At 63.7% G+C, this 14,323-nt stretch carries 14 protein-coding genes and 2 tRNA genes; 8 read left to right on the forward strand and 8 right to left on the reverse strand.

What is annotated here, in order from left to right:
• The first annotated feature begins 51 nt into the window (after positions 1-51).
• The 4 genes from hrpB (at position 52) to nhaA (ending at position 6,284) form a co-directional block, all read left to right on the forward strand.
• Entirely contained in the window at positions 52-2,514 is a 2,463-nt protein-coding gene (gene hrpB, locus ACR64R_RS25155) for an ATP-dependent helicase HrpB (protein ID WP_487358941.1), read from the forward strand.
• Between the two features lie 219 nt (positions 2,515-2,733).
• The gene (locus tag ACR64R_RS25160; RefSeq protein WP_487362546.1) at positions 2,734-4,059 is read left to right on the forward strand and encodes an ActS/PrrB/RegB family redox-sensitive histidine kinase; all 1,326 of its coding nucleotides are present in this window, start codon (positions 2,734-2,736) and stop codon (positions 4,057-4,059) included.
• Between the two features lie 283 nt (positions 4,060-4,342).
• Entirely contained in the window at positions 4,343-4,906 is a 564-nt protein-coding gene (locus ACR64R_RS25165; RefSeq protein WP_487358942.1) for an ActR/PrrA/RegA family redox response regulator transcription factor, read from the forward strand.
• A 187-nt stretch (positions 4,907-5,093) separates the two neighbouring features.
• The gene (nhaA, locus tag ACR64R_RS25170) at positions 5,094-6,284 is read left to right on the forward strand and encodes a Na+/H+ antiporter NhaA (RefSeq protein ID WP_487358943.1); all 1,191 of its coding nucleotides are present in this window, start codon (positions 5,094-5,096) and stop codon (positions 6,282-6,284) included.
• A 229-nt stretch (positions 6,285-6,513) separates the two neighbouring features.
• Here nhaA and ACR64R_RS25175 read toward each other — a convergent pair whose 3' ends face one another.
• Positions 6,514-7,014 carry an MmcB family DNA repair protein gene (locus ACR64R_RS25175; RefSeq protein ID WP_487358944.1) on the reverse strand — a complete coding sequence of 167 codons (501 nt, stop codon included), beginning with the start codon at positions 7,012-7,014 and terminating at the stop codon, positions 6,514-6,516.
• Between the two features lie 165 nt (positions 7,015-7,179).
• On the opposite strand from ACR64R_RS25175, the gene ACR64R_RS25180 reads away from it, so the two are divergent.
• Positions 7,180-7,374: a hypothetical protein gene (locus ACR64R_RS25180; RefSeq protein ID WP_487358945.1), complete on the forward strand. Its 195-nt coding sequence runs from the start codon at positions 7,180-7,182 to the stop codon at positions 7,372-7,374.
• A gap of 7 nt (positions 7,375-7,381) precedes the next feature.
• On the opposite strand, the gene ACR64R_RS25185 is transcribed toward ACR64R_RS25180, so the two are convergent.
• A complete protein-coding gene (locus tag ACR64R_RS25185; protein WP_487358946.1) occupies positions 7,382-7,597 on the reverse strand; it encodes a hypothetical protein in 216 nt (71 codons plus the stop codon).
• Between the two features lie 872 nt (positions 7,598-8,469).
• On the opposite strand from ACR64R_RS25185, the gene ACR64R_RS25190 reads away from it, so the two are divergent.
• Positions 8,470-8,643, forward strand: a complete 174-nt coding sequence (locus tag ACR64R_RS25190) for a hypothetical protein (RefSeq protein ID WP_487358947.1) — start codon at positions 8,470-8,472, stop codon at positions 8,641-8,643.
• A gap of 6 nt (positions 8,644-8,649) precedes the next feature.
• Here the strand turns inward: ACR64R_RS25190 and ACR64R_RS25195 are convergent.
• Positions 8,650-8,728: transfer RNA gene (locus ACR64R_RS25195), tRNA-Cys, on the reverse strand.
• 130 nt (positions 8,729-8,858) lie between these two features.
• Between ACR64R_RS25195 and ACR64R_RS25200 the strand changes: the two genes are divergently transcribed.
• Entirely contained in the window at positions 8,859-9,329 is a 471-nt protein-coding gene (locus ACR64R_RS25200; protein WP_487358948.1) for a nucleoside deaminase, read from the forward strand.
• A gap of 52 nt (positions 9,330-9,381) precedes the next feature.
• On the opposite strand, the gene ACR64R_RS25205 is transcribed toward ACR64R_RS25200, so the two are convergent.
• The 3 genes from ACR64R_RS25205 to cueR all read right to left on the reverse strand — a co-directional run bounded on the left by ACR64R_RS25205 (position 9,382) and on the right by cueR (position 10,271).
• A tRNA-Cys gene (locus tag ACR64R_RS25205) sits at positions 9,382-9,455 on the reverse strand.
• 84 nt (positions 9,456-9,539) lie between these two features.
• Positions 9,540-9,791 carry a hypothetical protein gene (locus tag ACR64R_RS25210; RefSeq protein ID WP_487358949.1) on the reverse strand — a complete coding sequence of 84 codons (252 nt, stop codon included), beginning with the start codon at positions 9,789-9,791 and terminating at the stop codon, positions 9,540-9,542.
• A 63-nt stretch (positions 9,792-9,854) separates the two neighbouring features.
• Complete coding sequence (gene cueR / locus ACR64R_RS25215; RefSeq protein ID WP_487358950.1) at positions 9,855-10,271, reverse strand: Cu(I)-responsive transcriptional regulator; 417 nt, start codon at positions 10,269-10,271, stop codon at positions 9,855-9,857.
• A gap of 227 nt (positions 10,272-10,498) precedes the next feature.
• On the opposite strand from cueR, the gene ACR64R_RS25220 reads away from it, so the two are divergent.
• Entirely contained in the window at positions 10,499-11,116 is a 618-nt protein-coding gene (locus ACR64R_RS25220; protein ID WP_487358951.1) for a L,D-transpeptidase, read from the forward strand.
• A gap of 136 nt (positions 11,117-11,252) precedes the next feature.
• Here ACR64R_RS25220 and ACR64R_RS25225 read toward each other — a convergent pair whose 3' ends face one another.
• Together ACR64R_RS25225 and ACR64R_RS25230 are read right to left on the reverse strand one after the other, a co-directional pair.
• Positions 11,253-11,822: a NifU family protein gene (locus ACR64R_RS25225; protein ID WP_487358952.1), complete on the reverse strand. Its 570-nt coding sequence runs from the start codon at positions 11,820-11,822 to the stop codon at positions 11,253-11,255.
• Between the two features lie 147 nt (positions 11,823-11,969).
• The gene (locus ACR64R_RS25230; protein ID WP_487358953.1) at positions 11,970-14,291 is read right to left on the reverse strand and encodes an amylo-alpha-1,6-glucosidase; all 2,322 of its coding nucleotides are present in this window, start codon (positions 14,289-14,291) and stop codon (positions 11,970-11,972) included.
• Between the last annotated feature and the right edge of the window lie 32 nt (positions 14,292-14,323).

The raw sequence follows: 14,323 nt of genomic DNA on the forward strand, positions 1-14,323 counted from the left end.
CACCGGCCTCGCAAGTTGCATGGCGACCGCGACCGCTGATATGCGGGCGGCATGACGACGAAACCTCTGCCGGAGCTTCCGGTCACTGCCGTGCTGCCGGCACTCGGCGAAGCGCTCGCTGCGCGCAACAACGCCGTGCTGGTGGCGCCGCCCGGCGCCGGCAAGACCACTCTGGTGCCGCTGGCGCTGCTCGACGCGCCCTGGCTCGGGCAGGGCAGGATCGTGCTGCTCGAGCCGCGCCGGCTCGCGGCGCGCGCAGCCGCCCGCCGCATGGCCGAACTGCTCGGCGAGGAGCCGGGCGGCACGGTGGGCTACGCCATGCGCATGGAGAACCGCACTTCGGCGCGGACAAGAATCCTGGTCGTCACTGAGGGCGTGCTATCGCGCATGATCCTCGACGACCCGGAACTGCCCGGAGTCTCGGCGGTGATCTTCGACGAATTCCACGAGCGTTCGCTGGACGGTGATTTCGGCCTGGCGCTGGCGCTCGACGTGCAAGGGGCGCTGCGACCCGACCTGCGCCTGCTGGTCATGTCGGCGACGCTCGACGGCGCCCGCGTATCGAGGCTTCTGGCGCAGGCGCCGGTGATCGAAAGCGAGGGCCGCGCCTTCCCGGTCGAGATTCGCTACGACGAACGGCCGGCCGGCACGGCGATCGAGGACGCCATGGCCAAGGCCGTGCGCGCCGCCTTGGCTGGCGAGCAGGGCAGCCTGCTCGCCTTCCTGCCCGGGCAGCGCGAGATCGAGCGCACCGCCGAGCGGCTTCAGGGCAATGTCGCCGCCGACACCGATATCGTTCCGCTCTACGGCCAGCTCGACAACCGGGCGCAGGACCAGGCGATAAAGCCGGCGCCGGCCGGCCGTCGCAAGGTGGTGCTGGCGACCTCGATCGCCGAGACCTCTATCACCATCGATGGCGTGCGCGTCGTCATCGATTCCGGCTTGTCCCGGCTGCCGCGCTACGAACCGGCGAGCGGCCTGACCAGGCTTGAGACGGTGCGCGTCAGCAAGGCTTCGGCCGACCAGCGCGCCGGCCGCGCCGGTCGCACCCAGCCAGGTGTGGCGGTGCGCCTGTGGCGGGCCGAGCAGACCGCGTCTCTTCCCGCCTTCACGCCGCCGGAGATCCTCGAGGCCGATCTGTCCGGCCTGCTGCTCGACTGCGCCGCTTTCGGTGTCGCCGATCCGTCGAGCCTGTCTTTCCTCGATCCGCCGCCGGCCCCTGCGCTCAACGAGGCGAGGGCTCTGTTGCGCGCGTTGCATGCCATCGATGAGGCAGGGCGGCTTACGGAAGCAGGCGCCGCCATGCGCAAGCTGGCGCTGCCGGTCCGCCTGGCGCATATGGTGGCCGAGGCCGCGAGCAGGGGCCACGGACTGGAGGCAGCGACGCTTGCGATGCTGCTTACCGAGCGCGGGCTGGGCGGCGACAGCGCCGACCTGGAGCGGCGGTTGATCCGTTTTCGCGGCGAGAAATCTCCACGCGCCAATGCCGCCAGGCAGCTCGCCGAGCGTTTGGCCAGGCAGGCCGGCGGCGGGCAGGGCGGCGAGGCGGCCTCCGCTGGCTCGCTCCTCATCCATGCCTGGCCGGACCGCGTCGCAAGGGCACGCGGCGAGCGCGGCCGCTTCGTGCTCGCCAACGGGTCGGGCGCCATGGTCGATGCCGCCGATCCGCTCGCCAATGAAACCTGGCTGGTCGTCGCCGACCTGCAGGGTAAGGCGCAGAACGCCCGCATCACCGCCGCCGCTCCGGTCGGCGAGGCCGAGATACGCGCTTCCCTCGCCGATCGCATCGAGACCAGGCGCGTGACGAGCTTCGACCGCGAGCGACGCGCCGTGCGCGTGCGCGAGACCGCCAGGCTAGGCGCCATCACGTTGTCCGAGCGCATGTTGCCCGCGCCGTCCGGCGCCGATGCCGACCGGGCCATCCTCGATGCCTTGCGTGAGCACGGCCTGTCGCTGCTCGACTGGGGCAAGGAGGCAGAGGCGCTGCGCCAGCGGCTCGGCTGGCTCAATCGCGGCCTGGGCGCGCCCTGGCCGGGTGTCTCGGACGCGGCCCTTCTGGACCGCCTCGACGATTGGCTGCTGCCGTTCCTCGCCGGCGATGCCTCCTTCGCGGCCATCAAGCCGGCGACGCTGTCATCGGCGCTGATGGCGCTGGTCCCTCACGACCTGCAACGCAAGGTCGACGTGCTGGCGCCGACCCATTTCGACGCGCCGTCCGGCAGTCACGTGCCGATCCGCTATGACGGCGAATGGCCGGTGCTGGCGATCCGCGTTCAGGAGCTGTTCGGCTTCGACCGGCACCCGACGATCGCCAATGGCGCTGTGCCGCTGACGCTCGAACTGCTGTCACCGGCGCACCGGCCGATCCAGACGACGCGCGACCTGCCCGGCTTCTGGCGCGGCTCCTGGGCCGACGTGCGCGCCGACATGCGCGGCCGCTACCCCAAGCATGTCTGGCCGGAGAATCCGCTGCTGGCGGCCGCCACCAGCCGCGCCAAACCGCGCGGGACCTAATGCATGTCGCCCAAAAGTGCGAAGCGGTTTTCGGGAGAACGACATGCATCAGGCAAAGGTGCATGTCGCCCAAAAGTGCGCGGCGGTTTTGGGTGAACGACATGCAACAGGCAAAGGTGCATGTCGCCCAAAAGTGCGAAGCGGTTTTTGGGAGAACGACATGCATCAGGCAAAGACGATGCTCTATCGTTTCCCTTCCCGTGGCTGTAATTCTTGGCGATGATCAACATCCTGCGCGCGCCCGATTCTCAGCCAAGCCAGCGGTTGCGGCTCAACACGCTGGTCCGCCTGCGCTGGCTGGCCATCGTCGGCCAGAGCCTGACCGTGCTTGTCGTCGCCTACGGGCTGAAATTCCCGCTGCCGGTTTCGATATGCTTCGCGCTCATCGCCTTGTCGGCCTGGATGAACCTGTGGCTCACCTTCCGCTATCCGGCCGCGCATCGGCTCACCCCGCTCTCGGCCTTCGCCATCCTGACCTTCGACGGCCTGCAGCTCAGCGGATTGCTCTACATGACCGGCGGCCTCACCAACCCTTTCTCGGTGCTGCTTTCCGTGCCCGTGGTCATCTCGGCGGCGTCCTTGCCGCTGCGCATGACCGCCGTTCTCGGCGCCCTGGTCATGCTGTCGGCATCGCTGCTGGTGTTCTTCCACCTGCCTCTGCCCTGGTATGAGGGCTCGCCTTTGCCGATGCCTTTCATCTATGTCGCCGGCATGTGGATGGCTGTGTTCGCCTCGATCGCCTTCACGGCCATCTATGCCTTCCGCGTCGCGGCGGAAGCGCGCCTGCTCGCCAACGCTTTGGCCGCCACCGAACTGGTGCTGCAGCGCGAGCAGCATCTGTCGGCGCTGGACGGGCTGGCGGCGGCAGCCGCGCACGAACTAGGCACGCCCTTGGCCACCATTACCGTCGTTGCCAAGGAAATGGAAAAGGCGCTCGGCAAGGACCCGAAATATGGCGAGGACGTGAAGCTCCTGCGCTCGCAGAGCGAGCGCTGCCGCGAGATCCTGAAACGGCTGACCAGCCTTTCGTCGGAAGGCGAGGCGCATCTGTCGCGCATGCCGCTCACCTCGCTGGTCGAGGAGGTGACGGCGCCGCATCGCGATTTCGGCATCTCGATCCGACTGCGGCCCGGCGAGCGCATCGGCCCCGAGCCGGTCGGCCAGCGCAGCCCTGGCGTCATCTACGGGCTCGGCAATCTGGTCGAGAACGCCGTCGATTTCGCCCGCAAATCGGTCACCGTCAGCTGGAGCTGGGACAATGAGGAGGTCGTCTTCTCGATCACCGATGACGGCCCGGGCTTTCCGGCCGAGATCATCGACCGCATCGGCGAACCCTATATGTCGACGCGCCAGGGCACGGAGGCCGGCGGCGGCCTGGGGCTCGGGCTGTTCATCGCCAAGACCTTGCTGGAACGGTCGGGCGCCACCATCGATTTCCGCAATTCGAGCGGCATCGGCGAAGGCGCGGTGGTGCAGGTTGTCTGGCCGCGCGGGGTCTTTCTCAACCAGGATCAGGCTTCGGCCAACATCTTCGACAACGCCTAGACGATGCCCGCTGTGAAGCGGATGCGCCCGGCGCCTTGGCCGTAGCCTTCGCTACGGAATAGCGAAAACGCTGAACGAGGCCCTGCATTGCTGCATGGCAGCTCTGTTGCCGGCTCTAAAAATTGGACATTGCCGTCGCGGAATTGTATCTGCGTAAAAATAACGCATGTCGCCCAAAAATGTGCATCGGCTGGGAAAACGGCATGCATGGAGCAAAACTTGAGCACGTCGCCTGAATCCATTTCGATGTGGGCGCTTTAAGGCAGCAGGAACCCTGAAAGAAATGAGCGCAGACGAATCCACTGGCGCAATGGTCGAGGGCGAGGATACCTCGCTGTTGATCGTCGATGACGACAAGCCGTTCCTTACCCGGCTTGCCCGCGCCATGGAGATCCGGGGCTTCACGGTCGAGACGGCCGAGAGCGTGGAAGAGGCGGTCGCCAAGGCGCGCGCTCATCCACCGGCCTATGCGGTGGTCGACATGCGGCTCGGTGACGGCAACGGCCTCGATGTCGTGGCGGTCATCCGCGAAAAGCGCGACGACGCCCGCGCCATCATCCTGACCGGCTACGGCAACATCGCCACCGCGGTGACGGCGGTGAAGCTCGGCGCCGTGGACTACCTTTCCAAGCCGGCCGATGCCGACGACGTCTTCGCCGCGCTCACCCGCACTTCCGGCGAACGCGCGGCGCCCCCGGAAAACCCGATGTCGGCCGACCGCGTGCGCTGGGAGCACATCCAGCGCGTCTACGAGATGTGCGACCGCAACGTGTCCGAGACGGCGCGCCGCCTCAACATGCACCGCCGCACGCTGCAGCGCATACTGGCCAAACGCGCGCCGCGCTGACCGGCGTCGCCATCCTCGAATCTTCGCCGCCTCGCCTCGCGCCTTGCTTCGCCCGTGGATGACGAAGGGCCTGGCGCTTGAACCAGTTTTCGAGGCATGCGCTGCCTTGTAGCCTTGCATCGCCACTCACGCTGCGCATCATGGGACGACAGGTTCGCGGCCGACAGGGCTAGATCAGGGAGAGACCATGCAAGACAAGCGGCCAAAATCGATCCTGCGCGAATTCCTCGACAGCGAGGCCGCCGGCGGCATAATCCTGATGGCCGCCGCCGCGCTCGCGCTGATCGTCGCCAACTCGCCTCTGGCCGAAACCTATTTCGCGATCCTCCACGCCTATCTCGGACCGCTCAGCGTTTCGCACTGGATCAATGACGGGCTGATGGCGGTGTTCTTCCTGCTGGTCGGGCTGGAGATCAAGCGCGAGATGCTGGACGGGCAGCTCTCGACCTGGCCGCGGCGCGTTTTGCCGGGCATCGCTGCCGCCGGCGGCATGGCGGTGCCGGCGCTGGTTTATGTCTTGATCAATCGTGACAATCAGGCAGCACTTTCCGGCTGGGCGATCCCGACCGCGACCGACATCGCCTTCGCGCTGGGCGTGCTCTCGCTGCTCGGCAGCCGCGTGCCGGCCTCGCTGAAAGTCTTTCTCACCGCCCTGGCGATCATCGACGACCTCGGCGCCGTCGTCATCATTGCGCTTTTCTACACCAGCGGCCTGTCGCTTGCTTATCTGGGCGCCGCCTTCGCGGTCATTGCGCTGCTCGTCCTGCTCAACCGCATGCGGGTGATGAACCTCCTGCCCTATCTCGTGCTCGGCGCAATCCTGTGGGTGCTGGTGCTGAAGTCGGGCGTGCATGCAACGCTCGCCGGCGTGGCGCTGGCGCTGACCATTCCGCTGGAGCGGTCTCCCGGCATCGGCCACGACACGGAGCATTCGCCGCTGCACCGGTTGGAACACGGCCTGCACGGGCTCGTGCCCTTCTTCGTCATCCCGATCTTCGGATTCGCCAATGCCGGCGTCTCGCTAGGCGGCCTGAGCGTTGCTGCCCTGGTCGAGCCGCTGACGCTCGGCGTCGCCGCCGGCTTGGTGCTGGGCAAGCTGGTCGGCGTCTTCGGCTCCTCGGCGCTCGCCATCCGGCTCGGCCTCGCCGACCTGCCGGCCAATGCCGGCTGGCTGCACATGCTGGGCATTTCGCTGCTATGCGGCATCGGCTTCACCATGAGCCTGTTCATCGGCCTGCTCGCCTTCGCGAGCGCCCCGGCGCTCCAGGATGCCGTGAAGGTCGGCATCCTGGCCGGATCGCTGATAGCCGCCCTGCTGGGCGCCACCGTGCTGCTCACGGCGCCGGCTGCCGGCGGCACGGAAGAGGAAGTGCAGTAAGCCACGCCGCGCCGCCATTTCCTCACCCCCGCGAAGGCGGGGGAGAGGTGGCCCGGCGAAGCCGGGACGGAGCGGGGGGCGACCTCCGTGAAGCCAAAGCCGATGCAGATCAAAGCGCAAGACCGATACGAAGCCCTAGAGTCAGCTTAGCTTCCCAACGCCGCGCTGGCTCCTCTCCGACCGGCTACGCCGGCCACCTCTTCCCACTTGGTGGGGCGAGGAACCAGCGCTACTCGCTCTCGCCATCCAGCGCAGGCACTGCGACGCCGGCAAGCTCGGCGGCCAGCAGCCGGGCGGCGCCTGCGCGGGCAATCCGCAGCATCAGCGCCTTGCGCGTCGCCGCTGCCATGCGGTGCTCCGGCGCATCGCGCATGATCTCCGCGCCGTAGCCGTCGGAAAGGATGAAGCCGCATTCCTCGGGAAATATCTCCTGTGGAACGCCGGGATGGGTGGCGAAGAAGAAGCGGTCGGAATGCAGCCGGTAGTCCGGCCATTTGCGGTCGACGCGAAAATCCTCGATCGAGGATTTGATCTCGATGATCCAGATATCGCCCTGCCTGGTCAGCGCGACGAGATCGGCGCGCCGGCCGGTGGCCAGGGACAATTCAGGCAGCACATGCGCGCCCATTTGGGAGAGCAGCCGCTGCACGCCACGCCGCACCAGCAAGGCGCGCTCCGACTGGCGGCCGTCGATGAGGGGATTGAGGGGAATCGGGGAAACGATAGGCATGCCTGGCACCATGCCAGATTTTGTTCACGGTTTGAACCCGTTCCGAAGAGGATGATCTGGTTGACAAACCCAAAGCGGAATAGGAATGTGTTCCTCGCCAGGCCGGCACCCCCTTATTCAGCCCAACCATTGGCGAGTCTTATGCGTGCTGATAGGATGCGCTCTATGGACAAGAAAGTACTGCAGTATGGACGCGGAGCGGTGCTTGGCGGTTTCCTGGGCCATACCCTGTACATGGTTTTCCAAGGCGACACCCTCCGCAGCATTCTAGAAAGTGCCGCAATATATGCCGTTATCGGGGTGGGAGTAGTTCTGATTATCGAACTCGGTTTGAAGCGATGGACCGATCCACAGCCGTAAGGAATGGCTACGGCTTGTCTTCGGCCCGCTTGCGCCGTGCCAGTTCCTTTATCTGCTCATTGGTGAGCTTTGGCGCATGAGAAACCTTGCCCAATGCTGAATCATAGGCCTCGTCGGAGTCGTCGGTTTTCAACCTACGCGCCGCTTCCCGAAATTTTTCAACCTGGGTCAAACGTGAAGCGCTCTTGTCGCTGCGATTGGACGTTGAATCTTTAGCGGCCATTTTCCAGCTACCGTGCCATTGAGTTCCAAGGGAGATAAGCTTTTCGGGTCCATCCCCCCTCTGTCGAAAGATGGTGGCCGAGGCTACTTCGCTTCTAGCAGGTGGTGTTAAAATGTGTTGGCCGCCCGGGTTTAAGGCCAGTCCAGCTCGCCTCACACTTTCATGGGATGGAGTAGTGCAGTAAATCGTGTGCGAAATTTCGTATATCACTTTGGTTTGTCAACAATAGAATGCCTGGGGCGCGCGATTATCTGATTGACAAACCACGAGCGCGACAGGGGTGTGGTCCTGGAGTTCAATTGCGTATTGACGGCAATCACTACTTGCCTCCCTATGGCCGCTTCGGATGCGTCCGAAGCCGCGCCCGCACAGTTGGTAACGGACTACGAGATCATCTCGACCAGCGATCACTGAGCCTAGTCCATACCCCTTACCCAATTTAGGAAGTTTATGGAGTTTACCGAGTTTAGGTCAGTTTACCAACTGTACCTTGAATGTTCTATAGGACGTCACGGGCAAGGATGCCGCCTTCATCCCGTGGACCGGGACATGGCTGGTAAATTAGGCGCTAAAGCTTCGCCATCGCTTCCTGAGCGGCCTCGATAAGGCGACCAAGTTCGTCTGGACGCATTGAGGAGGGTGGCCGGTCTTGGGTCCAGCCTACAACCTATAGATTCGAATCACCTAACGTAACAAAACCGCAGCGATTCCTAATGTAGGTGGCGCTTCCGTACCCGCTTTTCACAGACCAAAACGCGAACGGCATTCATCCGCTGGTTTGGGGCTGGGTCGCGTTAGTGCCGCGCTTGTGATTTGGCTTCTAAGGCCTAGCCAACGCAATCTGCATCGTGAGTTGCGGCAGGGGCGGCAATATGGCTGGCACTGGTCGGATCATCCGGGTATTTTTGATTATGGTAGCTGTCGGTTTCGTTAACCGTTTACCCTATGCCTGGTATTGGAATCTGGCGATTATGATGGCCTTCGTCATCGTCTCGCTTGGGATTGTTCTAGCAATAGAATTTGCGCTGGCTACGCGCAATAAGTGAGGGCTGAAACGCGAACGGGAATTGAACCCATTACGTCGGTTTTGCAGACCGATGCGTCACCGTCCCGCCCTCAGACCATGGCGCCTCTATGCCTAGTCAATCAGGGCGTAGCCAACCTCGCTTGAATGAAATTCAGTCCTTGCTAATCTTGCCATTTGATCTCAGTCTCGGCCCAAAACCGCCCATCGGCTGGATTTTGGCATGGAGGATTTGCCATGACCCGCGATCAGATGCTCGTCCATCTCCGCTGCGCCGACGCCGTCGCGCGGGAGGCGGCGGCGCATGGGCACCATCCGTTCGGTTGCGTGCTGGTTGGCCCGGACGATCGCGTGCTGATGCGGCAGGGCAATCTCGACACGGTGCGCCATGCCGAGACCGAATTGGCTCGCCGCGCCGCGGCGGCCTATGAGCCTCAGTTCCTGTGGCAATGCACGCTGGTCTCGACCGGCGAGCCCTGCGCGATGTGCGCCGGCACGATGTATTGGGCCAATATCGGTCGGCTGGTCTACGGCTATGAGGAGATCGATCTCCTGGCGCTCACCGGGGATCACGCGGAGAACCCGACGATGAACCTCGCCTCGCGCACCGTCTTCGCAGCCGGCCAGAAGAAGATCGAGGTGTTCGGCCCGTTCCCCGAAATCGCGGATGAGTTGCTCGCCCCGCACCGCGATTTCTGGAAGCGCTGAGATTCGAAGCGGAGGTAGTCGATTACACCGATTCAGACCAGTGACGGTGGGCTGGAGGTCTGAATGGGAATTGAACCCATTACGTCGGTTTTGCAGACCGATGCGTCACCGTCCCGCCCTCAGACCTTGCTGCTCTTATGCCTATTCAGGATGCATCTGTCACGGACATATTCGCGGGGCTCTTGGCAGCATCCAATGTCGGTGAACGTCTCAGTCATCAGCCAATTCTTTCCTGGCTCTTTGCCACTCTTCCCAGCAGTTTTCCGGATCGATGTCGAGGTAGCCCCGTGACTCATCGATTTGTCGCGCAACATCGCGAGGAACCGCGACGGACGGACAGCCATCGCGGACCTGGATCACCTCTTGTTCAGTCAACGGGCTTCCTTTTGCTCTCTCACGGTTGAGCAAGGTCGCTACAAGACTGGGCATGGGATAGATAATGAGATCGTTACTTTCGCTCATGGGACGCCCCACCTCAACGGCCACAGCGCTGCAGTTCTGACGCCTGTTGCTGAGCAGTCTACACTATGCGTGCACCACCGCGCTGTCTTTGTCCGCCGCGCCCGCCATGTCGTCCAGGATCGGGCAGTCGGGCCGGTCGTCGCCGTGGCAGGCATGGATCAGCTTCTGCAACGTCGAGCGCATCGACTGCAATTCGCGCACCTTCTCCTCGATCGCCCTGACATGGGCGGCGGCGATCTCGCGCACGTCGTGGCTGGCGCGGCCGCGATCCTGATAGAGCGCCATCAGTTGCCTGCAATCGTCGATTGAGAAACCGAGATTGCGGGCGCGACGCAGAAAGGTGAGCCGGTGGATATCGTCGCCGGAGTAGTCGCGATAGCCGTTGCCGGCCCGTGCCGGACGGATCAGGCCGATCTCTTCGTAGTAGCGGATGGTCTTGGCCGGCAGACCGGAACGCTCGGCGGCATCTCCGACATTCATGGCGCTCTCCTTGCACACCTCGCGGCTCGCTCGGCCGCCCCATTGATTTTGCTTCACAATCCCGTGAGGCCTGTTGCGGAAATGCCGCAGTTCGGCACTTACCGGTGCGTAACGCCTTGCATATAGGCAGTGCGCGCTTGGCAAGCAAAAGAAATGCCAGCATGAATGATGGCAAGAAAGCGGCCGACTCGTGCCGCTGCCATAGAGACGGGGCGTCGAACCTTTTCATGCGCTTGAAGTCGTTTGCAATCCTCGCCGCCCTTGCGCTGTCGACCGCTGTCAGCGGGTGCAGCACCATTGGCGGGCAGATCTTCACCAACAACTATGGCGCGATGACCGATGCCGGCTATCAGCTGCCGCGCATCCCGATCGAGAAGGTGCCCGCGAAATACCATCGCCAGGAAGTTCGGTATGACTCTTCGGAGAAGCCGGGCACCATCATCGTCGACACCCAGAACAAGTTCCTCTACTTCATCGAGGGCGATGGCATGGCGATGCGTTACGGCATCGGCGTCGGCCGCGAGGGTTTCGAGTGGCACGGCACCGCCCACATCGCGCTGAAGCGCGAGTGGCCGACATGGACCCCGCCGGCCGCCATGATCAAGCGTCAGCCCGAGCTCGCCAAGTTCGCCAGCGGCATGGAGCCGGGTCTGAAGAACCCGCTCGGCGCGCGCGCCATGTATCTCTTCAACAAGGGCGGCGACATGGGCTATCGCCTGCATGGCAGCCCGGAATGGTTCTCGATCGGCAAGGCGATGTCGTCGGGCTGCATCCGGCTGATGAACCAGGATATTATCGACCTCTACGACCGCACTTCGGTCGGCGCCAAAGTCATCGTGATGTAGGGCAAAAAGTTTCGCAGGCGGACCGTCTAGGCAACAACAAGACGTCCTGAAAACAGAAAACCGGGCTGTTGGGGCCCGGTTTTTTGTTTTTTTGCAATACGTGCTTGGTCTGCCTGGTCGCTGGCAGCGGAAAGCTTCAGGCAACCTGCTCGACCTGCTGCACTTCCGGAACGAAGTGGCGGAGCAGGTTCTGGATGCCGTGCTTCAGCGTCGCCGTCGATGACGGGCAGCCCGCGCAGGCGCCCTTCATATGCAGGAACACCGTGCCATTCTCGAAGCCGCGGAAGGTGATGTCGCCGCCGTCCTGGGCAACGGCCGGGCGCACGCGCGTGTCGAGCAGCTCCTTGATGGTCAGCACCAGCTCTTCATCGGCCTTGTCGTAGAACTCGGCTCCGTCGCCGGCTTCGCTCGCCGGGGCGGCCGCAGCCATTACCGGCGCGCCGGACATGAAGTGTTCCATGATGGCACCGAGGATGGCCGGCTTCAGGTGCTGCCAGTCGGGGCCGTCCTTGGTCACGGTGATGAAGTCGTAGCCGAAGAAAACGCCGGTGACGCCGGGAATCTCGAACAGGCGGCCAGCCAGTGGCGAGGCCTCGGCCGCTGCCTCGGCGTTGCGGAAATCGGCGGTGCCTTCGCGCAGCACTTCCTTGCCGGGAAGAAACTTCAACGTCGCCGGGTTCGGCGTCGATTCGGTCTGGATGAACATGGGTATCTCCAGGCCCTTCCTGGGCCGATAGTTTGGAATAATTCTAAATAGGGTCTATCGGCTGGACATTCAAGCGAAACGCATCGCCTGAACGGCTGGCTGGCGGAATGTTTTTGCCCTGGCGGGAGGTGCCGACCGAGGCGGTCCTCATCCTCCAACTTCGACGGTCAATTGTCCACTTGTCTGCAGGATATTGACCTCTGCTCCATCATCCGTTCGTCTGAATTCGAGATCGGCGCTGCCCTTGCCGACACGCAGCCCGCGAAGTTCGATATGGTTCACAAAACCGGGCATCCGGGGTCGCACGATCCTCAGCTTGTTCGCGAAGCCGTCTGGCTCCAGGCCAAGGCAGACCGTCAGCAGAAAGGGCGCGGCTCCGGCTGCCCAGGCCTGCGGGTGACACGCCACCGGATAATGCACCGGCGCCTGGAAATCCGCTCGCGGAAACCCTGCCATCGCTTCAGGCAGCCTCTGATTGCGAAAATGCATCGCAGCCTCGGCGATCCCCGTGAAAATGCGCAATGCGGCGTCGTCCTCGCCATAGGCGCGGCAGCCTGCTGCCACCAGCGCATTGTCGTGCGGCCAGACAGTCCCGAGATGGTAGCCGACAGGATTGTAGCGCCGCTCCGAGGTGGCAAGCGTGCGCACGCCCCAGCCATTGAACATGTCGTCCCGCATCAGTCGCGCCACCGACCGCCGGCCCTTGTCGCGGTCCGCGATACCGCACCACAGCGCATGTCCGGGATTCGACGAAACGACCGCGACCTGCCGGCCCCCGGCCTCCAGCGCGAGAGCGAAAATGCCCTGATCCTCGTGCCAGAAGTCGCGGTTGAAGCGCTTTCGAAGCCTTTCGGCCTCCTGGCGAAGCTGTCTTGCCCGATCAGCTTCGCCATTGCGCTCATAAAGGTCGGCAATGGCCTGTTTGGCGGCAAAGACATAGCCCTGAACCTCGACCAGGGCGATCGGCGGCCTGGCGAGGTCGCCATTGGCTCTCACGATAGCATCACCCGAGTCCTTCCATCCCTGATTGATAAGGCCATCGACCGAACTGCTGCGGTACTTGAGATAGCCTTCGCTGTGGTCGTCGCCAGCCTTGGCGATCCAGGCCAGTGCCTTCTCCACCGGCGCCTGCAATTCGCGGAACAGCTCCAGATTGCCGGTCCAGGCGGCATGGCGGCCGAGAAGCAACAGGAAGAGCGGGGTGGCGTCCACCGTGCCGTAGAACCTGGCATGAGGGACGTCGCCGGTCCGCGCGAGCTCGCCGACGCGCAGTTCATGCAGGATCTTGCCGGGCTGCTCCTCCCGCCATCGATCCGTCTGGCGTCCCTGATAACTGGCGAGGAGGCGGAGCGTCTGGGCGGCAATCTCTGGTTGGAAGGCCAGCATTTCCAGCGCGACGATCAGGCTGTCGCGGCCGAACAGGGCAACGTACCAGGGCACGCCGGCGGCAAAGTATTGACGGTTGCCCAATTCCGAGCGCAGCATCGCGACATCGCGCAGCGACCTGTCCATGATGCTGTTGAGCAGAAGGCTGTCACTGCAGAGCCTCGTATGCTGCTCCAGCCATTCTTCGGAGTTCGCCTGGAGTTTGCCAGGGACGCAGTTGAGCGTGGCCGCCGGACGTCGGTTCGGTTGCCCGGCCTCAGCATCTTCCGACTGTTCCTGCAACGCGATGGTCACCTCGATGGTTCGCGCGGCTCCTGCCGGCACGTCGATCTGGAATTCGGCCGTCGTCTTGTTGGTGGCGTCAGGCCGGGGCGAGAATGAGATCGTCGCCGTCCTGCGGAGCCTGTCGGCCCCATGATAGGCGAAATGCAGCCTGCCATCGCGCCAGGCTGCCCGTTCGGCCCTGCCGAGACTTTGCTGCACCAGGCCGCGGACGTTGAAGATGTCCTCGAAGCCGGCACCGAACTGGAAGGTCAGCGCAAAGTCGTGCGCCTCATGTCCCAGGTTCTGAATGGTCAAGACTTCACTGACCCGTGTCTGTCCTGCATCCAGGATGCGCTCCCAGCGAATGCCGAGTTCGTCCTTGGGGATCAATCGACCCTTGTTGGAGTGCAGGTCTGGATTGGTCAGTTCGAAGAGCGCCGCATATCCTTTCTGGGCGGTCGAGGCCAGGACAATCGGCGGCAGGCCGGCCAAGGTCATCTGGTAGCCCCCGAGAAACCGGCAGTCGTGAAAATAGAGCCCGAAGCCATGCCCGTCGTTGACGGGTATCTGTGCATCGGCGGCGATGACGTAATACAGATCCAGGCTCTTCACGGTGATCGCGCCGGCAATGCTGTCGACCATGGCCGGATGGCCCTTGGCCAGCACGCGATGCTTGCGCTCCTGCTGCGCATGAGGTGTCTGCCGGGCCTTTTCCTGGACCCTTGCCGATTGCGAGCGGAGTTGTGCCGACGATCCGGCCGCCCCCTTTCTCGTCCTCGATTGTCCGCTTCCGGCTGCCCGCCGCTTTGCCTTGGCCATAGGCCCTCCACTGGAATGTCGCGCGTCACCAT

Source organism: Mesorhizobium sp. MC2-1-1 (assembly GCF_057597255.1).